We start from the raw sequence: 23,217 nt of genomic DNA, 5'->3' as shown, positions 1-23,217 counted from the left end.
CGGTACGGGCCGGAAGCCCGGCGGGGCGGGGCAAGGACACGTCGCTGACGGCGCTGACAGCGCTATCGGCGACCGCGCGTACCGCCCACGAGCTGGCCCGGTCCCCTCCGGCAACGGCCCGGGAGCCTCTTGGCCCACCTGGGCGACTCTGCGTGAGCCGCACTACGGCGTGCCCCCAACTGCGTCGTCTAGCGTTCCCCGCGTGCCCTACTTCGACGCGGCTTCCTCCGCTCCCCCGCACCCCGTGGCCCGGCAGGCGCTGCTCGCCGCCCTGGACGAGGGGTGGGCCGACCCGGCTCGGCTCTATCGCGAGGGCCGGCAGGCGCGGCTGCTCCTTGACGCCGCGCGGCAGACCGCGGCGGAAGCGGTCGGCTGCCGCCCGGACGAACTGGTCTTCACCCCTTCGGGGACGCGCGCGGTGCACCAGGGCATCGCGGGCGCGCTCGCGGGCCGCCGCCGGGTGGGCCGGGGCCTGGTCATCTCGGCCGTCGAGCACTCCGCCGTGCTGCACGCGGCCACCGCGCACACGACGGCGGGCGGCACGGTCACCGAGCTCGGCGTGGACCGTACGGGCCGGGTGTCGCCCGCCGCGTATGAGGAGGCGCTACGCCAGGGCGGTGACCCGATCGCGCTCGCCTGCCTCCAGTCCGCCAACCACGAGGTCGGCACCGAACAACCGGTGGCCGAGGTCGCCGCGATCTGCCGCGAGTCGAGCGTGCCGCTGCTGGTGGACGCCGCGCAGTCGCTGCCCTGGGGCCGGGTCGCGGACGGCTGGTCGCTGCTGACGGCGAGCGCGCACAAGTGGGGCGGCCCGGCGGGCGTCGGGCTGCTGGCGGTGCGCAAGGGCGTACGGTTCGCGCCCCAGGGCCCGCTGGATGAGCGGGAGTCGGGGCGTTCGGCGGGCTTCGAGAACCTGCCGGCCATCGTCGCGGCTGCGGCGTCGCTGCGGGCCGTACGGCAGGAGGCCGAGTCCGAGGCGCTGCGGCTGCGGGCCCTCGTGGAGGGGATCAGGACCCGGGTGCCGGAGCTGGTGCCGGACGTGGAGGTGGTAGGCGACCCGCTGCGACGGCTGCCGCATCTGGTCACCTTTTCCTGTCTCTATGTCGATGGGGAGACACTGCTGCATGAGTTGGACCGGGCGGAGTTCGCCGTCTCGTCCGGGTCCTCTTGTACGTCGAGCACGCTGACTCCCAGTCATGTCCTGCGCGCGATGGGCGTGCTCTCGGAGGGCAACGTGCGCGTCTCGCTCCCCCGCAGCACGACCGCCGAGGATGTGGACCGGTTCCTGGCCGTGCTGCCCGGGATCGTGGCGTCCGTACGGGAGAAGTTGGGCGCCCCCGTCGCGCGGCGGGCGGGCCCAGACACTGCGGCGGGCCCGGGTGATGCGGTAGGGGCAGGGGCCGCTGTCACGGCCGAGGTTCCGGCGCTGACCGTGGACGCGCTCGGTAAGCGGTGTCCGCTGCCCGTCATCGAACTGGCCAAGGTCATCGACAGTGTGCCGGTCGGCGCTGTGATCTCGGTGCTGGCCGACGACGATGCGGCGCGCCTGGACATTCCGGCGTGGTGCACCATGCGGGGCCAGGAGTTCGTGGGCGAGCGAGCGGCGCAGCGTGGCGTGGCCTACTGGGTCCGCCGGGCGTAACGGCCCTACGGCCCCGAAGGGCAGCCGACGAGCCGCAGCAGCCGAAGAAAAGTGCGGAAAGCGGCGGCGGGCAGGGTGCCGCGGAGGCAACCGATGGGTAGGGCCGAAGACGCGAGTGTCCGCATCTTCGGCCCTACCGAAGGCCGTCCGCCTCGTGCTGGCCCCGTACGGGGCCAGCCTCACAGCGAACTCAGGCTCGTGCGAGACCCGTAGCAGGCCGCTGACTTGTTGAGTGGTTCGCAGCTGCTCGGCCGATCAAGCGCGTATCAGACCAGTTCGGCCGGCAAATGCGGCTTGACCTCGCCCGCCGCCTCCGCCCCGTAGGCCTTTTGGAACCGCTCCAGGAAGCGTCCGGAGCGCAGCTCGTACTCCTGGGTACCCAGCGTTTCGATGACCAGCGTTGCCACCATGCAACCGACCTGGGCCGCTCGCTCCAAGGAGAGCTCCCAGGACACGCCGGCGAGGAAGCCGGCGCGGAACGCGTCGCCGACGCCGGTCGGATCGACCTTGGCGTTCTCCTCGGGCACGCCCACCTCGATGGTGGGCTCGCCGGTGCGCTCGATGCGCACGCCGCTCGCGCCCAGGGTGGTGACCCGGGTGCCGACCTTGCCGAGGATCTCGTCGGCGGTCCAGCCGGTCTTGTTTTCGATCAGCGCCTTCTCGTACTCGTTGGTGAACAGGTACGTGGCGCCCTCGACCAGACGGCGGATGTCCTCGCCCTCCATCCGGGCGAGCTGCTGGGAGGGGTCGGCGGCGAAGGCGAGGCCGCGTGTGCGGCACTCGTCGGTGTGCCTGACCATCGCCTCCGGGTCGTCGGCGCCGATCAGCACCAGATCGAGGCCGCCCACGCGGTCCGCGATGGGCTGGAGCTCGATCTGTCGAGCCTCACTCATGGCGCCGGTGTAGAAGGACGCGATCTGGTTGTGGTCGGTGTCGGTGGTGCACACGAAGCGCGCGGTGTGCAGCAACTCCGAGATGTGGACCGACTCGGTGTCCACACCGTGTCGGTCGAGCCAGGCGCGGTACTCGGCGAAGTCCTCCCCGGCCGCGCCGACCAGGACCGGGCGCAGACCGAGCGCGCCCATCCCGAAGCAGATATTGGGGGCAACTCCGCCCCGGCGGATGTCGAGAGCGTCAACCAGGAAGGACAGCGAGACCGTATGCAACTGATCGGCGACCAGTTGGTCGGCGAAACGGCCCGGGAAGGTCATCAGGTGGTCAGTGGCGATGGAGCCGGTAACAGCAATGCGCACGGCGAGTCTGCTCCTGCGGGCGACGACAAGGACGTTGGTAAGGACGATCGCTTCACGCTATCGGGTTCGCCCTCTCGCGCCGAACGGGCAAAACTACCCGATAGTAGGGCTTTCTTCGCGCCGTATGCCCTGCATACGGTTTCCTTAGCCGGGGTGTGCGTCAGTCCGCCCCACGGACCGGGAGAGCTCATGCATCAGCACGCCACCCCCGACCTTCCCGTTCGCGCCGCCGAACCAGAGTCGCTGGATGAACTGCGGGCCGACTGTGCGCGGATGGCATCGCGCTGGACAACGCACCACGGTGGGACCGCAGGGCCGCCGGTGGGCCCGGCGCAGATCCACGGCGTACGAGTGCCGTCGGCCTCCGCCCATTTGGTGGACGGGATGTCCGAGTACGGCGACTGAGGCTAGCTGCCGGCCGCATCGGCCGCACAGTCGGCACGGGCCGCGGGCCGCTGCGCGCGCCGCGCAGACCGGCCGCGCGCCTTGTGCGCGGGGTGCGTGCCCAGGCCGTGTGCGTGGGCCCGACACACGGCGCTCACCTCCGGTTTTCCGGGAGAAGTCACGCATCGCTTCGGTGGCCTAGGGGGGTCGTTGCGGGCCGCTGTGACATCTCGGGGGAACCGGCTGCTCCTTCGTTCCGTCCCATCGGCGTCCCTTCCAAGGGGATGGAGCCGAACCGAAGAGCGGAGCCGAAGGAGTAATACCGTGAGCACCGAGGACACCCCCGAGGACCTCTCCAAGGAGACGTCCGACTACACCGACACGAAGACCGCACGCAAGCGCCGCTCGCCGCTGACCATAGCGACGGTGGCCGCAGCGGTGCTGGTGGTCGGCGGCGGCGGCGCCTACTGGGCGTCGGCAGCCTCCGACGACGGCGGCTCGAAAGACGGCGGCCGGTCGAGTGACGCCGCAGAACCCGCGCCGCTGGCCCTCGACTCAACTACGGGTGAGGCGCGCGAGGGCATCGCCGTTGGCGAGCCCAGCCCCACCCGAGCCCGCTATCAGGCGCCCGGCGAACTCCCCGACGCACCGCGCGAGACAGCCCCGGTCTACCGCAGCGGGCAGAAGGTGGCCCGCGCGGATGTTGAGCGGCTGGCCGCGGCACTCAAGGTGTCCGGCACGCCCCGGCTTGAGCAGGGCGTCTGGACGGTGGGCGGCACCCCGAACCGGATGAGCCCGACGCTTCGTGTGAAGGAGACGGGCGCTGGAGGCTGGTCGTTCACCAAGGCCGGGGCGCCGGGCGGGGACGGCTGTCTGGAGCCGCCGCACACCATGGAGAACGGCGACAGCCCCGACTCATCGGCCCCGAGCTGCGGCTCGCTGCGCGATGGCAGGGGCGAGCGTGCCGGCGGCGCGAAGGATGCGCGGCAGAGCCGGGACGCCAAGGACCCCAAGAGCGCGCCGGCCACGGTGGACGGCGGAAAAGACCCGGTGTCGGCGGCCGAAGCGAAGGACGCAGCGCAGCCGGTACTGAAAACCCTGGGCCAAAGCGACGCCAAGCTGGATGCGAGCCGCACCTACGGGGCGATTCGCGGCGTGACCGCCGACCCTGTCTTCGACGGGCTGCCCACGTACGGCTGGCAGACCAACGTGGAGGTGGGCGTGGACGGCGAGGTGGCCGACGCCAGTGGCTTCCTCAGCAAGCTGACGAAGGGCGACGAGTACCCGTTGATCAGCGCCGACCAGGCGTTGAAGGCGCTGAACGCGCAGGGCGGCAGCGAGGGCGGAGTGTCCATCGGCGGCTGCGCGTCGGCCGAGCCCGCCACACCCGACAAGGGCAGCAAGGGCGATGAAGCCCATCAGGGTGGCGACGACAAGCGGGAGATCGCGCCGTGCGAGCCGTCGCCCGGCAAGCAGCCCGCCGCAGAGGTGCGCAAGGCCACGTTCGGGCTCGGCATGCGGTTCGTTGAGGGCCAGCAAACCCTGGTGCCGTCGTGGATGTTCACGGTGCACCCGGCAGACGCGAAGGACGGTGAGGCCGACTTCACCGTGACGCAGCCGGCCGTGGACCCGAAGTATGTGGCAGGTCCCAAGACCGCGCCCAGCACGCCGGCTGACGAGGGTTCAGGTTCGAAGACCGGCGACGGTGCGCACCCGTTGAAGCAGGTCGAGTCCTACCGCACGCACGGCAAGGAGCTGACCGTGCGGTTCTGGGGCGGGGTCTGTTCGACGTACACGGCCACCGCAGACACGTCGTCGTCCACGGTGAAGGTGCAGGTCAACAGCGCGCCGGAGAAGCCGGGCGGAAACTGCATCCACCTCGCCAAGGAATTCGAGAAGAAGATCACGCTGGACGGGCCGCTGGACGGCCGCGAGGTGATGGACGCGGCGTCGGGCAAGACGGTGCCCAAGGGCTCATCGAAGAACAAGTGAGGGCGGCCCTCGACGGGCCGTGACGGGCAGCACCATACGCAAGGCGGCGGTCCCTCAGTCTGTGGCTGAGGGACCGCCGCCCTGCGTACGTACGCCTTGTGCGCGTCAGCGTGGCCGGGGCGCGGGCGCCCCGGCAGGCTTCGCGGGTCCGCTCGACCAAGGCGCTTTCGCCATCGAGCGGACCCCGATGGCCTTAGCTGAAGGAGTCACCGCAGGCGCAGGAGCCCGTGGCGTTCGGGTTGTCGATGGTGAAGCCCTGCTTCTCGATGGTGTCCACGAAGTCGATGGAGGCACCACCCAGGTACGGGGCGCTCATGCGGTCGGTGACGACCTTGACGCCATCGAAGTTCTTCACGACATCGCCGTCGAGCGAACGCTCGTCAAAGAAGAGCTGGTAGCGCAGGCCAGAGCAGCCACCGGGCTGGACAGCGACGCGCAGCGCAAGGTCCTCACGGCCTTCCTGCTCCAGCAGTGCCTTGACCTTGCCCGCGGCGGCATCGGACAGGAGGATGCCGTCGATCGTGGTGGTGTCGTCCTGAACCGTCATCTGCTTCTCTCCCGGGTTGTACGGACTGCTTGCCCTCGGCTCCAACCCACGCCGCGCCGAATTCATTCCGACTCTGGCGCGTGTCTTCCCTCTTCATGCTCGCACACCGGTGTCTGGCCGGACATAGGCCGCCGGACCGGGAATGCGTCACATCGACATGATGGCCATCGTCAGGGTGACGCAAAGCGGCTATGATAGATAACGTCAATCAGACGAAAAGGCTTGTCTGCGGAAATAGAAAGGGTGCGTGCAGTGACCACCGCCCAAACTCTCGACGTCCAGCCCACGCCACTGGCCCTGCTACTCCTGGGCCGCGAAGCCGACCCCCGAAGCGAGCGCGGCGTGGAGTGCCCAGGGGACCTCCCCGCAGCCTCCGACCCCGACCTCGTGGCACGCGCCCGCGCGGCCAAGGAAAAGCTCGGGGACCGGGTCTTCGTGCTCGGCCACCACTACCAGCGCGACGAGGTCATCGAGTTCGCGGACGTCACCGGGGACTCCTTCAAGCTCGCCCGGGACGCCGCAGCCCGGCCGGACGCCGAGTTCATCGTCTTTTGCGGCGTGCACTTCATGGCCGAATCCGCCGACATCCTCACCGGCGACAATCAGCAGGTCATCCTCCCCGACCTGGCCGCGGGCTGCTCGATGGCCGACATGGCCACCGCCGAGCAGGTCGCGGAGTGCTGGGACGTGCTGACCGAGGCGGGCGTCGCGGAGGCGACTGTGCCCGTCTCGTACATGAACTCTTCCGCCGACATCAAGGCGTTTACCGGCAAGCACGGCGGCACGATCTGCACATCGTCCAACGCGAAGCGGGCGCTGGAGTGGGCCTTCGCCCAGGGCGACCGCCCTGCCAGCCCTGGTAGCCCTGCCAGCCCTGGCAGCACCGGCAGCACCGATACGAAGGTCCTCTTCCTGCCGGACCAGCACCTCGGGCGCAACACCGCCGTCCGGGAGCTGGGGATGACCCTGGAGGACTGCGTCCTGTACAACCCGCACAAGCCAAACGGCGGCCTGACCGTCGAGGAGCTGCGGGCGGCGAAGATGATCCTGTGGCGCGGGCACTGCTCGGTGCATGGCCGGTTCTCGCTGGAGTCGGTACGTGACGTACGAGAGCGCATACCCGGTGTCAACGTACTGGTGCACCCCGAGTGCAAGCACGAGGTGGTTGCAGCGGCGGACTACGTGGGCTCGACCGAGCACATCATCAAGACCCTGGAGGCCGCCCCTGCCGGGTCGAAGTGGGCGATCGGCACTGAGCTGAACCTGGTCCGGCGACTGGCGAACCGGTTCGCCGACGAGGGCAAGGAGATCACCTTTCTCGATAAGACGGTGTGCTTCTGCTCCACGATGAACCGCATCGACCTCCCACACCTGGTCTGGACCCTGGAGTCGCTCGCGAACGGCACGGTGATCAACCGCATCGAGGTCGATCGGGAGACGGAAAGCTTCGCGAAGCTGGCGCTTGAGCGCATGCTGTCTCTGCCGTAGCCGGGCGAGTCGCAGCGTGGGAAGGCCCGCGCGAGCAGGCCGGCGCGGATAGGCCCGCGCGAGCAGGCCGGCCCGCACATCGCACGCCCCGGCCGGCATCCTTGCGGTCTTACACCGTGGTGCCGGCCGGGGCGTGCCTGCGCGGGGCTCCAGGCACCCGCGGGCCCCGCCCCGTATCGCGGTGTGTTCTCGCCCCACCAGAGGGAGACAGCCCCGTCGATGCCCAGGTGGTTCGCGCCCCGGCACATGCCGCAGCCGCACTGCGTACGGCACTGCGTACGGCACTGCGTACGGCACTGCGTACTCGCCCGGTCTCACTCCGTTCGAGGGCGCACCAGTCCGGTTTCGTAGGCGATGACGACCAGTTGGGCGCGGTCGCGGGCGCCGAGCTTGGCCATCGCCCGATTCACATGGGTCTTGACGGTGAGCGGGCTGACCTGGAGTCGTTCGGCGATCTGGTCGTTGGAGAGCCCGCCGGCGACCTGCACGAGCACCTCGCGTTCGCGCACGGTGAGCGCCGCAAGCCGGGCCGTCTCGTAGCCGCCCCCGGCGGCCCCGCCGGAACCACCGCCCTGGGCCAAGAACTTGGCGATCAGCCCCTTGGTCGCAACCGGCGAGAGCAACGCCTCGCCCGCCGCCGCGACCCGGATGGCGGCCAGGAGTTCCTCGGGTTCGGCGCCCTTGCCAAGGAAGCCACTGGCACCAGCGCGCAGCGATTCCACCACGTACTCGTCCACTTCGAAGGTGGTCAGCATGACGATGCGGACCTCCGCGAGCGAGGGGTCCGCGCTGATCGTGCGGGTGGCGGCGAGCCCGTCAGTGCCGGGCATCCGAATGTCCATCAACACCACATCGGCGTTCGTGGCGCGGGTCAGTTCGACGGCCTCGGCGCCGTCCGACGCCTCGCCGACAACCTCCATGTCGGCCTCGGAGTCCACCAGGATGCGGAACGCGCTGCGCAACAGCGCCTGGTCATCCGCGAGCACCACCTTGATCGTCATACGCTCTCGTCCCCTCCCGTACGGCTGCGTACCGGAAGTGTCGCGCGCACCCGAAAGCCGCCTTCCGGGTGGGGGGCTGCCTCGCAGGCGCCGCGCAGCGCGGCGACGCGCTCGCGCATGCCGATCAGGCCGTGGCCACCGCCGTCAGCCGCCCCGGGCTGGACGCTTGGTGCCTCGGCCGTGCCGTTGCGGGCAGCGCCGCCGCCCCGGCCGCTGGTCTGCCCCGCCCTGCCGGCTGCCGGGCCTGCCTTGCCGGACCCCGGGGCTCCCTTGCCGCCTTTGCTGCCCTTGCCGCCACTCGTGCCGCCGCTGCTCCCCACACCGTCCGCGCCGCCTGTACCGGCGTTGGCCACTCCCGATGTCCCGCCGTCGTCGATGACGGTGATCTCCAGCTCGTCGTGCTGCCGGATGATGTGGACCTCGGCCGCCGCGGCCGGTCCCGCGTGCTTGTGCACATTGGTCAGCGCCTCCTGGATGACCCGGTAGGCGGTGAGATCGACGGCCGTTGGCAGGTCGCCGGAGACCTTGGCCACTTCCGCCGCGTCGGTGACCAGCGGGCCCGGCTCGCGCCGGCTGGCGGCCTCGACGGTGACCCGCAGCCCGGAGCGTACGAAGCCGTCGATGAGTTGGTCGAGCACGCCGAGCCCGGGGGCGGGCTCGGTGGGGGCCTCTGGATCGCCGTACTGCCGCAACAGGCCCACGGTCGCACGGAGTTCGCCGAGGGCCGACCGGCTTGCCTCGCGTACGTGCGCGAGCGCCTGCTTGGCCTGGTCGGGGCGGCTGTCCATGATGTGCGATGCCACCCCGGCCTGCACATTGACCAGCGCAATGTGGTGGGCGACCACGTCGTGCAGCTCGCGGGCGATGCGCAGCCGCTCCTCGGCAACCCGGCGCCTGGCCTCCTCCTCGCGAGTGCGCTCGGCCCGTATGGCGCGCTCCTCGATCGCCGCGACGAAGGCGCGGCGGCTGCGCACCGCGTCACCGGCGGCTGCTGCCATGCCGGTCCAGGCGAAGATGCCGAGGTTCTCCTGTGCGTACCAGGGCGATACGCCGAAGATCATCACGGTGCCGGTGAGCAGGACGACGGTGGCAGCGCCGATGCGCCAGGTGGTGTGACGATCGGTGGAAGCGGCGACGGTGTACAGCGCGACGACGACGCTGATCGCTAGTTGGGAGGGCGGCACGGTGCCCTCGCGGGAGCACACGATGCCCAGCATGCTCATGACGGTGGTCGCGGCGAGCACCGTACGGGGCATCCTGCGGCGCAGCACCAGGACGGCGCTGCACAGCGCGGCCAGGCCCACCAGGAGCGGCCCGACGTCGGGCCTGTTCTGGGATGGCCCGGACACCGAACTCATCAGGACGCAGAAGAAGACACCCGTAGCGATCAGGGCATCCACCGCGAGCGGATGCGCACGGAGCCAGGAAAACCGGACCGGCACCGGTCGCGGGGTGTCCGGTCCTGGGGCAGCGGGAGTCACGACATCCAACGGTACGGGCTGAGGCATGGGGCCGTTACCACTTCATAGCGCGGCTCGCCCCCGTCCCGAGAGGGGGAGTCCTCCGGTAGACGGGGGCGGTGGGAGCGCTGGTGTCAGGTGGGGTGCTGGGTGGCGTGGGCGGTGAATCGTGTGCGGTGGATCGTGTGCGGTGGGCCGTGGGGCGTTTTTCAGCCGGGGATCAGTCCGTCGTCGCTGAGCATCGCCTTGACCTCCTCAAGGGTGGCGTCAGGGCCGGGCAGGATGAGCTCCGATGGCTGGAGCGCAGCGTCGGGGAGCGGCTTGCCGAGGCGCCGTACGGCATCGAGCAGCGCGATCAACGTGAGCCGGAAGGCGGGGTGGTCACCGCGCTGTATCTCGGCGAGCAGCTCGTCATCCAGTCGGCCCAGTTCGGCGAAGTGGGCGTCGTCGAGCTCTACCTGTCCCTCCCCCATGATCCGTACGATCACGACGGCCTCCCTTGCTTACGATCTTGCTCAAGATTTCGCTCGGGGTCTTGCTCGGGCCTTGCTAGCGGGCTTGCTGGGGGCTTGCTAGCGGGCTTGCTCAGCGACGGGGCGCGACTGCTGCCGCGCCCCTGCCATCATTGCTTGTCGAAGCGCGGCTTGTGCTGGTCAACGGGCTGTACCTGGCTACCGGGCGAGCTTTTTCCGCCCTCGATGGACGGCGCTCCGCTGCCCCCGGCGAGCTCGGCCTTCATCCGCTGGAGTTCGATTTCCACATCCGTACCGCCCGAGATGCGGTCGAGCTCGGCCGCGATGTCGTCCTTGGCGGCCAGGCCGGACTGATCATCGAGCGCGCCCGAGGCGAGCAGCTCGTCGATGGCCCCGGCGCGCGCCTGGAGCTGCGCGGTCTTGTCCTCGGCCCGCTGGATCGCCATGCCGACGTCGCCCATCTCCTCGGAGATGCCGGAGAACGCCTCGCCGATGCGGGTCTGGGCCTGGGCCGCGGTGTACGTGGCCTTGATGGTTTCCTTCTTGGTGCGGAAGGCATCGACCTTGGCCTGCAACCGCTGCGAGGCCAGGGTGAGCTTTTCCTCCTCGCCTTGCAGCGTCCGGTGCTGCGTCTCCAGGTCGGTGACCTGCTGTTGCAGCGCGGCCCTGCGAGAGAGCGCCTCACGAGCCAGGTCCTCGCGGCCAAGGGCGAGGGCCTTGCGGCCCTGATCCTCAAGCTTCGACGACTGGCCCTGCAACTGGTTCAACTGCAGTTCGAGCCGCTTGCGGGACGTCGCCACGTCGGCGACTCCGCGTCGCACCTTTTGGAGCAGCTCAAGCTGCTTCTGGTACGAGTAGTCAAGGGTCTCGCGCGGGTCCTCGGCCCGGTCCAGGGCCTTATTGGCCTTCGCGCGGAAGATCATTCCCATACGCTTCATGACACCGCTCATGGGCCTCGCGCGCCCCCTTCTGACGGACTTCGGCTCCAGCACCCTCTACAGACCCAGCGTACGGGCCCTGCATCTATTACCGCACTGTTCAGGCGTTCCCGGACTCCTCCTCTAGGACGATCAGAGCTGCGCCGTCTCCCGCCCGAGGAGTAGGTGACGCCCGGGGAAACGCCGCTACACACAGGTACGACGTATGGCCGTTGCCGGATCGTTCCCCCCGCGGCTGTGGTCCATACCCCTACACCCCGTACCCTTGGGTTTCGTGTTCCGAAGCCGTTCGAAGGATGAGCAGTCCGCGCCCTCTCAGGTGTCCGCGGACCAGTCGCAGCAGACCCGTAACCCGCAGGCGCCCAAGGGTCGCCCCACGCCCAAGCGCAGCGAGGCACAATCGCAGCGCCGCAGTGTGGCCAGCACGCCAACCAACCGCAAGCAGGCCGCCAAGCGGCAGCGGGAGGCCCGGCGTGCGGACCTGGCCAAGCAGCGGGAGGCTCTCGCCAACGGCGATGAGCGCTATCTCCCCAACCGGGACCGTGGCCCGATCCGGCGCTTCGCCCGGGATTATGTGGACTCCCGGTTCGTCGTCGCGGAGTTTTTCCTGCCGCTCGCGGTGATCATCTTGATCCTGAGCATGGTGCAGGCCGGGGCCATGCAGCAGTACGTGCTGCTGCTGTGGATGATCGTGATCTTGCTGATCGTCATTAACTCGGTGTTCATGGGCATCTCGATGAAGCGCCAGTTGCGCAAGCGGTTCCCCGATGAAAACTTGCGCGGCGCCGTTCCGTACGCCCTGATGCGCAGCCTGCAAATGCGCCGACTGCGGTTGCCCAAGCCGCAGGTCAAGCGCGGAGAGCGGCCCTGAGTCCGGGGGCTGCCTTCGCTCGCGGCGCGGAGAACTGGCTCAGCGGCCTCGGCGCGTTGCGCAACACCGTCCGCCAGGAGCTCGTTGCACGGCAGTTGGACGAGCAGCTGGCCCAGCGCTTTCCCGCCGCGCAGCGGCTTCGGGTGCTCGACGTCGGCCTTGGCCATGGCACCCAGGCCCTTCGCCTGGCCCGCGCGGGGCACGAGGTCACCGGCCTTGAGTCGGACCCGGCGATGTTGGCCGCCGTGCGCGCCGCGCTCAGCAGCGAGCCGCGGTTCGTCCGGGAGCGCGTGCGACTCCTGCACGGCGACGCCCGGGATACCGGGGCGCATTTCCTGCCCGGCGCCTTCGATACCGTGCTCTGCCACGGTGTGCTGATGTACGTGCCCGAGCCCGATCCGATGCTCGCCGGTCTCGCTCGGGTGCTGGCCCCCGGCGGGCTGCTGTCGCTGGTCGTACGGAACGCCGATGCGCTCGCCCTACGGCCCGGGCTCGCCGGCGACTGGTCGGGCGCGCTCGCCGCGTTCGACTCCCCCGCGTACCGCAACCGGCTCGGCCTACACGTGCGCGCCGACCGGCTCGCGGACCTCACGGCCACGCTGGCGGGCATCGGTGCACCCGTGCACGCCTGGTATGGCGTGCGGCTGTTCACCGATGGCGCCGCCGATGGCGCCGCGCCCCCGGCCGCGCACGCGTTGGCCACCTTGCTGGACGCGGAGGACCGCGCCGGCCGCACCGACCCGTACCGGGCCGTGGCGGCGCTGCTGCACCTGTGCGGCGTCCGGGGCTGAGGCTGCTCCGTCAAGGCGGCGGAGGCCCGCGCCCGCCCGCGCCTGCCCGCGTCTGCGTGGCACACGCGTGGCGGCCACTGCGGCCCTGCCTGTGCCCGATAGCCCCGATAGCCCCGATAGCGGAGCACCCGCACAACGGCAGCGACAACAGTGGCGCCAACAGCAGCGACAACGGGCCACCTAACACAACGGCCTAAAATCGGCCGCGCGTTCGCGTCAGGCAAGGTGCTCCGCGGTGCGTCTGCCTTCCTGCCAGGAGTGGTTTCACAGTCAGGAGGGAACGTGCCCGCCCAGCAGGACGCCGCCACGCCGACGACACCCCCGGCCCGGCCAACGCCTCCCGCCCCCAGCTCTTCGTCAGCTGGTCGGGGACGGCCGGCCGATGTACCGGAGCAGCCGACGAAGCTGCCCGCGCGGGAGACTTGGGCCATCCTCTACGCGCACATTCGGCCGCACCGCTGGACCATCGCCCTGGCCGGGTTGTTCGCACTGTTCGGTGCGGCAACTGGGCTGGTGCAGCCGCTGGCCGCCAAGGAGTTGGTCAACCGGCTCGGTGACGGTGAATCGATCGCCGGCATGCTGATCGCGCTCAGCCTGCTGGTGGTGCTCGGCACGGTGATCGACGCGCTCGGCGCGTATCTCCTGGAGCGCACCGCGGAGTCCGTGGTGCTGGCCGCACGGCGCCGCCTGGTAGGGCGGCTGCTGCGGCTGCGACTGCCCGAGATCGAACGCACCCAGCCCGGCGACCTGATGTCGCGGGTCACATCCGACACCACCCTGCTGCGCTCGGTGGCCACGGAATCGCTGGTCGGGGTGGTCACCGGGGGTTTGACGCTGGTCGCGACCATCGTGCTGATGGGGCTGATGGACCCCCTGTTGCTGCTGGTCACGTTGGGCGTGATGACGCTGATCGGCAGCGCGGTGGGGCTGGTCATGCCTCGTATCGCTCGCGCCAGCAAGGCCGCCCAGGAGGCGGTCGGGGCGATAGCCACCGTGCTGGAACGCACCTTCGGCGCCTTCCGCACGGTCAAGGCATCCGGTGCCGAGGATCGTGAGAACGCCGCGGTGGACGCGGCGGCGCAGGACGCGTGGCGACATGGCGTACGAGCCGCCAAGTGGCAGGCGCTGGCGTGGTCGTCGGTGGGCCTCGCGGTCCAGGTCTCGTTCCTCGCGGTGCTCGGCGTGGGCGGCGCGAGAGTGGCGTCCGGGGCGACCGATGTGGGCACGCTCATCGCCTTCTTGCTCTTCCTGTTCTATCTCATCGACCCGGTCAGCCGGCTGGTGGGAGCCGTCTCGCAGTACCAGGTGGGGGCGGCTGCCGTGGCCCGGATCAACGAGGCCGAGCAGTTGGAGACGGAGGACGTGCCGGCGACGAGCGCGAAGGCCGCACGCAGCGCGACCGAGTCCGGCCGAGCAGCCGGCTGCGGTCCGGCGACGGTGGCCTTCGATGAGGTCACCTTCCGGTACCGCGAGGATCTGCCATACGTCCACCACGGTGTCAGTTTCAGCGTCCCCAGCGGCGGCCTGACGGCGTTCGTCGGCCCGTCAGGTGCCGGAAAGACCACCGTCTTCGGGCTGATCGAGCGGTTCTACGAGGCCACCGGAGGCCGCGTGCTCGTAGACGGCCAGGACGTCATGGACTGGCCCCTCGACCAGCTACGGGCCTCCATCGGGTACGTCGAGCAGGACGCGCCGGTCCTCGCCGGCACGCTGCGCGACAACCTCTTGTTCGCCCAACCGCACGCCACCGAGCAGGACATTCAGGACACCCTCGTCCGCACCAAGCTCGACGGCCTGGTGGAGCAACTGCCGGACGGTCTGGAGACGGTCGTCGGCCATCGCGGCAGCAAGCTGTCGGGCGGGGAGAAACAGCGGGTGGCCATCGCCAGGGCGCTGCTGCGCCGCCCTCGGCTGCTGCTCCTCGACGAGGCCACCTCACAGCTCGACGCGGTCAACGAGATGGCGCTACGGGACGCGATATCGGAAGCGGCACGCGAGACGACGGTTCTCGTCGTGGCCCACCGGCTGTCCACGGTCACCCTCGCCGATCGCATCGTGGTGATGGAGGCGGGCCTCGTACGCGCGGTGGGCACGCACGACGAACTGGTGGCGTCCGATCCGCTTTACGGGGAGTTGGCCGCGGCCCAGCTCCTCGCCACGGCGTAACGACGGGGCTGCGGCACAAGGCCGGGTCCACCGCGCACCCCGTGAGCCATGAGGGTCCGCCGCGCTTGGGCGACGGTGGCCCAAGCGGCGCAGTCCGCAGGCCGACAGGCCCACCAAAAGGGACACTTCCGGCATGAATGTCTCACGCGAACACGGTGTTGCGCGTCGGCTGGCAGGAGCGGCGTCCGCCGTGCTGTGTGCGGCGGCGCTGTTGAGCGGATGCACCTCCGACTCCGGCTCCGGCTCCGCCCCGGGCCCGGGCACGGGCTCAGCCTCCGGGGCCGACTCCGAGGCGGCGTCCAAGACGCCAGGTGAGGCCGCGCAGCCGTCCGTGCGGAGGGGCGACGGCGGCGAACGGGGTGGCGGGCAGGCGCTCCAGAGCGCCTACCAGCAGACCGTTCAGGCCGTGCTGCCGTCCGTCGTACAGATCACCACAGGTCAGGGCCTGGGTTCAGGCATCGTCTACGACAAGCGCGGCCATATCGTCACCAATGCCCACGTCGTCGGGGACGCCGAGGCGTTCGATGTGACGCTGGCCACCGGCCGGGACACGCTACGGGCGCGCGTCGTCTCCAGCTTTCCACCGCAGGACCTGGCCGTGATCAAGCTGGATGACCCGCCCAAGGGACTGAAGCCCGCGGTGTTCGGCGACTCGGGAAAGGTGGGCGTTGGACAGCTCGTACTGGCCATGGGCAGCCCACTTGGCCTGTCCGGGAGCGTTACCCAGGGCATCGTCTCGGCGGTGGGCCGCACCGTGAACGAGGGGAGAAGCGGCGGCGGCACGGGGGCGACGATCAGCAATCTGGTGCAGACGTCGGCCGCCATCAACCCCGGCAACAGCGGTGGCGCGTTGGTCAACCTCGACGAGCAGGTCATCGGCATTCCCACCCTGGCGGCCACCGACCCGGAGCTCGGCGACGCGGCGGCCGGGATCGGCTTCGCCATCCCCGCATCGACCGTCACCGACATCGCCGACCAAATGATCAAGAGCGGCAGGGTGACGGAGTCGGGCAAGGCCACGCTGGGTATCACCGGACGCACCGTGCTCGGCGCCGACTACCGCCCCGCCGGGGTCGCGGTCGCCGCGGTCGCCCGGGGCGGGGCCGCCGCGAAGGCCGGGGTCAGGGCCGGCGACATCGTCGTACGGTTGGGCAACGCGAAGATCACCACGATGTCTGCGCTCTCCGAGGCGCTGGCCCGGTACGCGCCGGGCGACCGGACGAAGCTGACGTACGCCCGCGATGGCGACGAGCGAACCGTCTCCGTGTCCCTGAGCCAGCTCTGAACCCCGCTCGATCTCCCTCGGGCCACGACTAGCTCCGCCGGCGCCCCGGCTAGACCTCCCCCGGCTCTTCCAGCTTCCCGCCCCTCCCCCGGCGCCCCAGCGCCTTTGGCATCTCAGCTCGGCGCCGCGAAACACCGGCGGACCCCGGCGGCAGGCCGGCGCACCCTGGCGGCAGGAAGGAAACACCAAGGCGCCCGCCCCCGGTGCGGGGACGGGCGCCACCTGGATACGAGCGCGTTCAGCCGGCCGCCTCGGCCTGGTCCGCGTGCAGGCTCATCGGCCCGTAGATCTTGGTGTCGTCCTCGAACAGGAACACCTGGTCCACGCCGCCGTCGAGCAGGTCTTTCCACACCTCACCGATCCAGGACTCCGCGTCCCCCTGGGTCGGAAAGTCGTCCGGCTCCACCGGAGAAGCCGTCTGCGTCCCATCGGCCTTCTCGAACCGCCACGTCCACGCCATGTCCGCTCCGTCTCTGCCGCCGTGTTGCCGTACGCCCCGGTGTCGGAGCGCACGCCCGCGGGCGTGCGCCGCAACCTGCGCTGCCGTGCACGCTCCGCGTCGCAGCGCAGAGCGTGCGGCCGGTACCGGATACGGCCTGCTTCCCAGGCAGACTAGCCCGGCCGGACACTCCGTCGGAGGTGGCCCCGCGCGCTCGCCGTCCGCGGACGCGAGACGATCAGGGTGTGGAACTGACTCTCCTCGGCACCGGAACCCCCAGCGGACTACCCCGGCCCGACTGCCCCTGCGCTACCTGCGCCACCGCCATCGGGCCCGGCGCACGGGCCGCGACGGCGCTGCTGATCGACGGCGCGCTGCTGCTCGACCTCACTCCGGGACCGGCCCTGGCCGCCGCACGGGCCGGGCGCACGCTCGCCGGCGTACGGCAGGTACTGCTGTCGCACCCGCACGACGGGCCCGCGGTCGAATTCCCGGCCGGGCTGCCCGCGCCCGGCCGGGCCGCGGACGGGCGGGAGCTGGCGCTGCTGAGCGGGCATCGGGCGCGGGCGATCGCGCTGGACGCGCCGGGTACGGGGTACGACGTGACAGGGCCCCAGGGCGAGCGGCTGCTGTATCTGCCGCCCGGCGCCGCCCCGGCGGGGCTGCCGGACCCCACGGTGGCGGGCACTGCGACCACCGCGCGCGGCGGCGCCCGTCCGTACGACATGGTTCTGCTCGACGTGCTGGGGCGCCCCGACGCGCTGGCCCGGCTGCGCAACGCTGGCCTGGCCGCGCCCACCACGGACGTCCTGGCCGTCCACATCGACCACACCGCGCCGCCGGGGGCCGAGTTGCACCGCAGGCTCGCCGCGGCGGGCGCGCGGACCGTCACCGATGGCGAGACGCTGATCGTCGGCGAGTACCACGCGGTGCCCGATCTGCCGCGGCGCACGCTGGTCCTCGGTGGCGCACGCTCCGGCAAGTCGCTGGAGGCGGAGCGGCGCTTGGCCGCGTTCCCCGATGTGCAATACGTGGCGACCGGCGGCGGCCGTTCGGGCGACCCGGAGTGGGCGGCGCGAATCGCCGCGCACCGCGAGCGCCGGCCGGGGAGCTGGCGTACGACCGAAACCTGCGATTTGCCGCCGCTCCTGGCGGGCGAGGGTCCGCCGCTGCTCGTGGACTGCCTGTCGCTATGGCTGACCGACGCGATGGACACGGTGGGCGCATGGGACGACCAGCGGTGGGCCGGCCGCGGTGCGGGGGCCCTGCGGGAACGCGTTGTGGAGCTGGTGGCCGCGGTGCGGGCCACCCGGCGCCCACTGGTGGCCGTGAGCAACGAGGTCGGCTCGGGCGTGGTGCCCGCGACGGCTTCGGGGCGCCGCTTCCGCGATGAGCTGGGCCGCTTGAACGCGGCCATCGCGGCCGAATGCGAGCACGTGCTGCTCGTAGTGGCGGGCCAGGCGCTGACGCTGCGCTGAGCGCTATGGGCGATCGAAGCGACGTGGCAACCGCGCTGGCGAGCAAGGCCGATAGGGAGAGCTGCGTCATCGATGCCGAGGGGGTGGCCACCCTCAGCACGAGCGCCGGCTCGTGAGCCGCGCTGCCGGGCACCCGGCGGGGTGGGACGAGTACAGGAGCGGGCCCCTGTGGGGCGCCCAGGGGCGATAGGGTTCGTCGGATGAGCGGCCTACACCTCGATGACTTCGTCGATCTGATCGAACGCCCCGACGGCAGCGTGCGACGCGACGCCGAGGAGCGCCGTGCCCAGCTGGTGACGCCACCCGGTGCGCTGGGGCGGCTTGACGAGCTCGGCGAGTGGCTGGCCGCTGCGCAGGCGAGCGTGCCGGTCAAGCCGATCGAGCGCCCGCGGGTGCTGCTGTTCGCCGGCGACCACGGCGTTGCCGAGCTGGGCGTCTCGGGGCGCCCGGCGGGCAGCACCAAGGAGCTCGTACGGGCCACGCTCGACGGCAGCAGCGCGGTGGCGATCCTCGCCCGCCGCTACGGCGCCGGGCTGCGCGTCGTGGACATGGCGGTGGACTGCGATCCGGCCGAGCTGCCCGACGAGGTCACCAAGCACCGGGTACGGCGGAGTTCGGGCCGCATCGACATCGAGGACGCACTCAGCGCCGACGAGGCAGAGCGGGCGTTCCGGGCCGGCATGGCGGTCGCCGATGAGGAGGCCGACTCCGGCACCGATCTGGTGGTGCTCGGCGATCTGAGCGTGGGCGGCACCACCGCCGCCAGCACCTTGATCGCGGCGCTGTGTGGCACGGACGCCTCCGTGGTCACCGGGCGCGGCGGGGTCAGCATCGACGACCTGGCGTGGATGCGTAAGTGCGCAGCGATCCGCGACGCACTACGTCGAGCCAGGCCGGTGCTCGGCGACCAGTTGGAACTGCTCGCCACATCGGGCGGTGCCGACCTGGCCGCGATCACCGGATTCCTGCTGCAAAGTGCGGTACGCCACACGCCCGTGATCTTGGACGGGGTGGTCTCGGCGGCGTGTGCGCTCGTGGCGCAGCGGGTCGCTTTCCGGGCCCCGGACTGGTGGCTGGCGGGCCAGGCGAGCGGGGAGCCGGCGCAGGCCAAGGCGTTGGACCGCGTCGCGCTCAACCCTCTTCTCGACCACGGCGTCAGTGTGGGTGAGGGGACCGGGGCGCTGCTCGCACTGCCAATGGTGCAGGCTGCGGCGGCCCTGGCAGCGGAGCTTCCGTTGCGGGACTGACGCGGGACCGACCGCCCGCGTGGGACACCGCGACCCGGCACGTACCGCAGGGCGCACTGAGGCAGGAGCCGCACGCGCCTCGTGGGACCTGTCGGAGCCCGGTGGGGAGCCGTGCGTCGCGGCATCCCCAGCAGGTGCGGCTGCCGAGCGCTGGCAGGTGCGGGCTGACCGAGCACCGGCAGGTGCGGGCTGACTGAGCACCGGCCAGTACGGGCCGACCGAGCATCAATTTCGGACAAATAGCTTTTCCCTCATATGCTCTATTTTTATGGGAGAAGTGCGCTTGAATCGGGATGAAGACGTGCAGCGGGGCCCGTGGGCCTATCGGGGTGCGGTGTTCGCGGTCTGGTATCTGCGGGCCATCACGTTCATCAACCTGCTGAGCGCCGTGTGGGTGTCCTTCGGCAACGATGTCCGCCGCCATAACGTCGATGAATACTTCACGCCCTATCTGCTGACAGCGGGCTTCTTCTCGGCCGCACTCTCGTTCTTCCTCGCCATCACCATGCGGCGCCGCAAGCGCGCCGCATGGATTCTCAACCTGGTGCTCAGCGGGCTGCTGCTGGCCGTCCTTGCGCTGGCCATCCCCTTCCACGAGTTTCGGCAGCACGCCCAAAACTGGGTCTCGCTGCTGCTGACCGCGCTGTTCGTGGCGGCGCTCCTGGTGGGCAGGCGCGAGTTTTACGCGAAGGGCGACCGCTCCAACCCCAAGCTCGCCGCGGCCGTCGCGGTGGGCGGGCTACTGGTCGGCTCGCTGTTGGCCGCAGCCCTGGTCACCATCGCCAATACCGCCGCGGACGACGAGCGCTCGACCTTCCTCACCCGCTGGCGGTACGGCATCATGCGGCTGATCTCGTTGGCCGCCGACGACGAGCGCTTTCCCGGCATTGTCACGCCCGGCTGGGTGGACGTGTTCATCAACATGCTGAGCACACTGTTGCTGCTGCTCGTGCTGTACGCCGCCTTCCGCTCCCGCCGCGTCGTCGATCCGATCACACCCGGTGACGAGGAGAAGCTGCGCACTCTTCTGGAGCGGCACGGCGAGCGGGACTCGCTCGGCTACTTCGCGCTACGGCACGACAAGAGCGTCATCTGGTCCCCTTCGGGGAAGTCCGCGGTCACCTACCGCGTCGTCGGCGGCGTATCGCTCGCCTCCGGTGACCCGATCGGCGATCCGGAGGCGTGGCCAGGGGCGATCGACCGCTGGCTCGCCGAGGCCCGCGAACACGGCTGGGCTCCCGCCGTGATGGGCGCCAGCGAAGAGGGCGGCACGGTGTACGCCCGGCACGGCATGGACGCGCTGGAACTGGGTGACGAAGCGTTGGTGGACACCGACGAGTTCACCCTTGAGGGCCGTGCGATGCGCACCGTGCGGCAGGCGTACAACCGGGTCAAGCGGGCCGGGTACACCGTTCGTATCCGCCGCCACGAGGAGATCCCCGACGAGGAGATGCGCGAACTCGTGCGGCTCGCCGACGACTGGCGCGACGGCGAGACCGAGCGCGGTTTCTCGATGGCGCTTGGCCGCCTCGGCGACCCGAACGACGGCCGCTGCGCGATGCTGGAGTGCTTCGACGCGGACGGCGAGCCCAAGGCCCTGCTCAGCTTCGCGCCCTGGGGGCCGCGGGGCCTCTCCCTCGACCTGATGCGGCGGGACCGCAACTCCGACAACGGGCTGATGGAATTCATGGTCCTAGAGCTCATCCAGCGATCGAAGGAGGTGGGCATCACACAAATCTCACTGAACTTCGCGATGTTCCGTTCCGTCTTCGAACGTGGCGCCAAGCTCGGCGCGGGCCCCGTGCTGCGGCTGTGGCGCTCGCTGCTGAGCTTTTGCTCGCGCTGGTGGCAGATCGAGTCGCTCTACCGCGCCAACGCGAAGTACCGGCCCATCTGGGAGCCGCGCTACCTGCTCTTCGAGAAGAGCACCGACCTGCTGCGGATCGGCCTGGCCAGCGCCCGGGCGGAGGGCTTCCTGGAGGCGCCCGGCCTGCCCAAGTGGCTCAACCGCAAGCATCTGGAGACCCGGCGATGATCCTCACAGCAGCGCGCCGTGCCGTACGGGCCGAATGGGGGCCGCTGGCCGGGGCCATCCGGGCGGGTCTGGTGCGTCGCAAGGCCGCGGCGTTGTCGGTGACGATCGCGGCCGTGTGTTTGATCGTGCTGTGCCAGTACCTGCAAAACCAGTCCTGGGGCCGCGGACCGGTCGAGTACCTCGGCTATGTCCAGACGTCCCAGCCCTGGTGGGTCTCGCTGCTCCGCACCCCCCTGTCGCTGTTCGTGCCCGCGCCCGACCTGCCGGTTTGGGGCGGACTGCTTCAGGTCTTCGTCGTCTTCGCCGTGTGCGAGTGCGCTCTTGGCTGGCGGCGCACGCTGCTGGTCGCGTACGTCGCCACGCTGGCGGGCACCACGTACGCGCGCATCGGTGTCGCGCTGGGCCCCGGTGGCCTCCTCGGCCTCCCCGCCTCCACCGCGGACATCCACGACACCGGCCCGTCCGCGGCCGTCGTCGGGCTGTCGGTGTACGTGTGCTGGCGCTACCGCGCCTGGTTGACCGGCACCGCGGTGGTGGGCTCGATGCTGTGGGAGATCTACGCCAAGCCGAACCTGGCGGGCCGGGAACATCTGGTGGCGATCATGGCGATCGCCGTGGTGTGCGCGGTACGTACGTACCGGGAACGCCGACGACGGCTCGTGCCCGCCCCTACCGCGGGGAAAGCCGGGGAGAAAGCCACGGAGGGAGCGGCACGGCTAGCCCCGCAGGGGCGGGAAGGACCAGCCCCGCAGGGGCGGGAAGGACCAGCCCCGCTGCGGGCGCTGGGCGAACGGCGGACACCGCGGGAGCGGCCAGCCCCGCAGAAACCGCGAGAACCGCGAGAACCGCAGGCAGCGCAGGCAGCGCAGGCAGCGCAGGCGCCGGAGGCTTCACGGACACCGTGGGAGCAGCGTCGGCGGGTCGTGCGTACGACCGGCTCCGCCAACTCCCCCCGCGGTCATGGCTCCGGAAAGCCGCCCAGCCAGTCCTGGGCCTTGCGCCGCAGTCGGTTCCATCGGGCGTCGTGACGCCGGGCGCGGTGCAGCGCCCTGGCGCGGGCCGCCGGCCGGTTTCGGTAGCGGCGCTTGGCCCACGGCGAGTTCGGGCGGGCTAGCCGCAGCGCGCCGAACAGCGCCACGAACGGCACCAGGACGCCGAGCACCGCGATGCGTGGCTTGCCCTTGGCCAAGGCAAGCAGCGAGAACACGAAGTTGCCGGTCACATTGAGCACGACCACGCGCCGGTCATGCCGCTCAGTCGCCGTCAGATCGTTGACGCCGAACGGCAGCAAACCTCCGAGCACCAGCGTCACCAGGGCCGCCGTCAGTACCACGACCTCCACGCTCTTGCGGCCCTGCTCCGTCCAGTACACGTCGTCCAGGTGCAGTACGAGCGCGAACTCGTCCAGCACCAACCCCGCCCCCAGCCCGAAGAGCACCGCGAAGACGGCGGCCTCGGCCCCATGTCGCCCGCTGGCGACCGCGCCGAACCCGCCGATGACGGTGAGCACCACGCCCGGCACCACGTGGTGCACATGCAGCCCGCCCGCCATCACGTTGCGGAACGGCCCCCTCCCCGCGCGGATCAGCCGGGTGATCAGCCGTACCGCGACGAACGCCAGCACGAACGAGGCCAACGCCAACAGCAACGGCAGCTTGCCGGGCTCCACGACGTTCCGCTGCCACCAGTACCCCATGGCCTCTCACCGTGCGCGATAACCTGCGGCG

The 23,217-nt window shown here is 70.6% G+C and carries 20 protein-coding genes; 12 read left to right on the top strand and 8 right to left on the bottom strand.

Features of this window, described 5'->3' with window-relative positions:
• Positions 1-202 precede the first annotated feature (202 nt).
• Positions 203-1,642 carry a cysteine desulfurase/sulfurtransferase TusA family protein gene (locus FHS42_RS02095; protein WP_184568730.1) on the top strand — a complete coding sequence of 480 codons (1,440 nt, stop codon included), beginning with the start codon at positions 203-205 and terminating at the stop codon, positions 1,640-1,642.
• A 266-nt stretch (positions 1,643-1,908) separates the two neighbouring features.
• On the opposite strand, the gene FHS42_RS02090 is transcribed toward FHS42_RS02095, so the two are convergent.
• The gene (locus FHS42_RS02090; protein ID WP_184568729.1) at positions 1,909-2,895 is read right to left on the bottom strand and encodes a carbohydrate kinase family protein; all 987 of its coding nucleotides are present in this window, start codon (positions 2,893-2,895) and stop codon (positions 1,909-1,911) included.
• Between the two features lie 189 nt (positions 2,896-3,084).
• Between FHS42_RS02090 and FHS42_RS02085 the strand changes: the two genes are divergently transcribed.
• Both FHS42_RS02085 and FHS42_RS02080 read left to right on the top strand, forming a co-directional pair.
• The gene (locus FHS42_RS02085) at positions 3,085-3,300 is read left to right on the top strand and encodes a hypothetical protein (RefSeq protein ID WP_184568728.1); all 216 of its coding nucleotides are present in this window, start codon (positions 3,085-3,087) and stop codon (positions 3,298-3,300) included.
• A gap of 303 nt (positions 3,301-3,603) precedes the next feature.
• Positions 3,604-5,271: a hypothetical protein gene (locus FHS42_RS02080; RefSeq protein ID WP_312866664.1), complete on the top strand. Its 1,668-nt coding sequence runs from the start codon at positions 3,604-3,606 to the stop codon at positions 5,269-5,271.
• 193 nt (positions 5,272-5,464) lie between these two features.
• Here FHS42_RS02080 and FHS42_RS02075 read toward each other — a convergent pair whose 3' ends face one another.
• Entirely contained in the window at positions 5,465-5,818 is a 354-nt protein-coding gene (locus FHS42_RS02075; RefSeq protein WP_184568727.1) for a HesB/IscA family protein, read from the bottom strand.
• A gap of 243 nt (positions 5,819-6,061) precedes the next feature.
• Here FHS42_RS02075 and FHS42_RS02070 point away from each other — a divergent pair, with 243 nt between their 5' ends.
• Positions 6,062-7,306 carry a quinolinate synthase gene (locus FHS42_RS02070; protein ID WP_184568726.1) on the top strand — a complete coding sequence of 415 codons (1,245 nt, stop codon included), beginning with the start codon at positions 6,062-6,064 and terminating at the stop codon, positions 7,304-7,306.
• A 314-nt stretch (positions 7,307-7,620) separates the two neighbouring features.
• On the opposite strand, the gene FHS42_RS02065 is transcribed toward FHS42_RS02070, so the two are convergent.
• The 4 genes from FHS42_RS02065 to FHS42_RS02050 form a co-directional block, all read right to left on the bottom strand.
• Entirely contained in the window at positions 7,621-8,307 is a 687-nt protein-coding gene (locus tag FHS42_RS02065; RefSeq protein ID WP_184568725.1) for a response regulator, read from the bottom strand.
• Positions 8,304-9,797 (bottom strand): sensor histidine kinase, encoded by a 1,494-nt coding sequence (locus tag FHS42_RS02060; protein WP_376772516.1) that lies wholly within the window; start codon positions 9,795-9,797, stop codon positions 8,304-8,306. Before FHS42_RS02060 ends, FHS42_RS02065 begins: the two co-directional genes overlap by 4 nt.
• 179 nt (positions 9,798-9,976) lie before the next feature.
• Positions 9,977-10,255, bottom strand: coding sequence for a PspA-associated protein PspAA (gene pspAA, locus FHS42_RS02055; RefSeq protein ID WP_184568723.1), 279 nt, complete (start codon positions 10,253-10,255; stop codon positions 9,977-9,979).
• 134 nt (positions 10,256-10,389) lie between these two features.
• Positions 10,390-11,190, bottom strand: coding sequence for a PspA/IM30 family protein (locus FHS42_RS02050; protein WP_184568722.1), 801 nt, complete (start codon positions 11,188-11,190; stop codon positions 10,390-10,392).
• 262 nt (positions 11,191-11,452) lie between these two features.
• Here FHS42_RS02050 and FHS42_RS02045 point away from each other — a divergent pair, with 262 nt between their 5' ends.
• From FHS42_RS02045 to FHS42_RS02030, 4 genes are all read left to right on the top strand, one after another.
• On the top strand, positions 11,453-12,049 hold the full coding sequence (locus tag FHS42_RS02045) for a DUF3043 domain-containing protein (RefSeq protein WP_312866663.1): 597 nt from the start codon (positions 11,453-11,455) through the stop codon (positions 12,047-12,049).
• Between the two features lie 56 nt (positions 12,050-12,105).
• A complete protein-coding gene (locus tag FHS42_RS02040) occupies positions 12,106-12,840 on the top strand; it encodes a class I SAM-dependent methyltransferase (RefSeq protein ID WP_184568720.1) in 735 nt (244 codons plus the stop codon).
• A gap of 405 nt (positions 12,841-13,245) precedes the next feature.
• A complete protein-coding gene (locus FHS42_RS02035; RefSeq protein ID WP_184569044.1) occupies positions 13,246-15,006 on the top strand; it encodes an ABC transporter ATP-binding protein in 1,761 nt (586 codons plus the stop codon).
• Positions 15,007-15,139: 133 nt separating this feature from the next.
• On the top strand, positions 15,140-16,291 hold the full coding sequence (locus tag FHS42_RS02030) for a S1C family serine protease (protein ID WP_184568719.1): 1,152 nt from the start codon (positions 15,140-15,142) through the stop codon (positions 16,289-16,291).
• Positions 16,292-16,529: 238 nt separating this feature from the next.
• Here FHS42_RS02030 and FHS42_RS02025 read toward each other — a convergent pair whose 3' ends face one another.
• Entirely contained in the window at positions 16,530-16,751 is a 222-nt protein-coding gene (locus tag FHS42_RS02025; protein WP_184568718.1) for a hypothetical protein, read from the bottom strand.
• Between the two features lie 224 nt (positions 16,752-16,975).
• Here FHS42_RS02025 and FHS42_RS02020 point away from each other — a divergent pair, with 224 nt between their 5' ends.
• From FHS42_RS02020 to FHS42_RS02005, 4 genes are all read left to right on the top strand, one after another.
• On the top strand, positions 16,976-18,208 hold the full coding sequence (locus tag FHS42_RS02020) for a bifunctional adenosylcobinamide kinase/adenosylcobinamide-phosphate guanylyltransferase (protein ID WP_184568717.1): 1,233 nt from the start codon (positions 16,976-16,978) through the stop codon (positions 18,206-18,208).
• 200 nt (positions 18,209-18,408) lie between these two features.
• Positions 18,409-19,455 carry a nicotinate-nucleotide--dimethylbenzimidazole phosphoribosyltransferase gene (gene cobT / locus FHS42_RS02015; protein WP_184568716.1) on the top strand — a complete coding sequence of 349 codons (1,047 nt, stop codon included), beginning with the start codon at positions 18,409-18,411 and terminating at the stop codon, positions 19,453-19,455.
• Between the two features lie 268 nt (positions 19,456-19,723).
• The gene (locus FHS42_RS02010) at positions 19,724-21,490 is read left to right on the top strand and encodes a phosphatidylglycerol lysyltransferase domain-containing protein (RefSeq protein WP_184568715.1); all 1,767 of its coding nucleotides are present in this window, start codon (positions 19,724-19,726) and stop codon (positions 21,488-21,490) included.
• Positions 21,487-22,518: a hypothetical protein gene (locus FHS42_RS02005; RefSeq protein ID WP_184568714.1), complete on the top strand. Its 1,032-nt coding sequence runs from the start codon at positions 21,487-21,489 to the stop codon at positions 22,516-22,518. The genes FHS42_RS02010 and FHS42_RS02005 overlap by 4 nt, the downstream gene beginning before the upstream one ends.
• Here the strand turns inward: FHS42_RS02005 and FHS42_RS02000 are convergent.
• The gene (locus FHS42_RS02000; RefSeq protein WP_184568713.1) at positions 22,449-23,186 is read right to left on the bottom strand and encodes a hypothetical protein; all 738 of its coding nucleotides are present in this window, start codon (positions 23,184-23,186) and stop codon (positions 22,449-22,451) included. The two genes, FHS42_RS02005 and FHS42_RS02000, sit on opposite strands and share 70 nt — an antisense overlap.
• Positions 23,187-23,217: the final 31 nt, after the last annotated feature.

Origin of the sequence: Streptomyces zagrosensis (assembly GCF_014203645.1) — a bacterium.
Lineage (GTDB): Bacteria > Actinomycetota > Actinomycetes > Streptomycetales > Streptomycetaceae > Streptomyces > Streptomyces zagrosensis.
This window is presented reverse-complemented; position numbering and strand designations above follow the sequence as displayed.

Excerpts from the sequence above, each read along its gene's own strand:
- FHS42_RS02085 (WP_184568728.1), top strand. The coding sequence starts at position 3,085 with ATGCATCAGCACGCCACCCCCGACCTTCCCGTTCGCGCCGCCGAACCA.
- FHS42_RS02075 (WP_184568727.1), bottom strand. The coding sequence starts at position 5,818 with ATGACGGTTCAGGACGACACCACCACGATCGACGGCATCCTCCTGTCC.
- FHS42_RS02065 (WP_184568725.1), bottom strand. The coding sequence starts at position 8,307 with ATGACGATCAAGGTGGTGCTCGCGGATGACCAGGCGCTGTTGCGCAGC.
- FHS42_RS02050 (WP_184568722.1), bottom strand. The coding sequence starts at position 11,190 with ATGAGCGGTGTCATGAAGCGTATGGGAATGATCTTCCGCGCGAAGGCC.
- FHS42_RS02030 (WP_184568719.1), top strand. The coding sequence starts at position 15,140 with ATGAATGTCTCACGCGAACACGGTGTTGCGCGTCGGCTGGCAGGAGCG.
- FHS42_RS02025 (WP_184568718.1), bottom strand. The coding sequence starts at position 16,751 with ATGGCGTGGACGTGGCGGTTCGAGAAGGCCGATGGGACGCAGACGGCT.
- cobT (WP_184568716.1), top strand. The coding sequence starts at position 18,409 with ATGAGCGGCCTACACCTCGATGACTTCGTCGATCTGATCGAACGCCCC.
- FHS42_RS02010 (WP_184568715.1), top strand. The coding sequence starts at position 19,724 with ATGGGAGAAGTGCGCTTGAATCGGGATGAAGACGTGCAGCGGGGCCCG.
- FHS42_RS02005 (WP_184568714.1), top strand. The coding sequence starts at position 21,487 with ATGATCCTCACAGCAGCGCGCCGTGCCGTACGGGCCGAATGGGGGCCG.
- FHS42_RS02000 (WP_184568713.1), bottom strand. The coding sequence starts at position 23,186 with ATGGGGTACTGGTGGCAGCGGAACGTCGTGGAGCCCGGCAAGCTGCCG.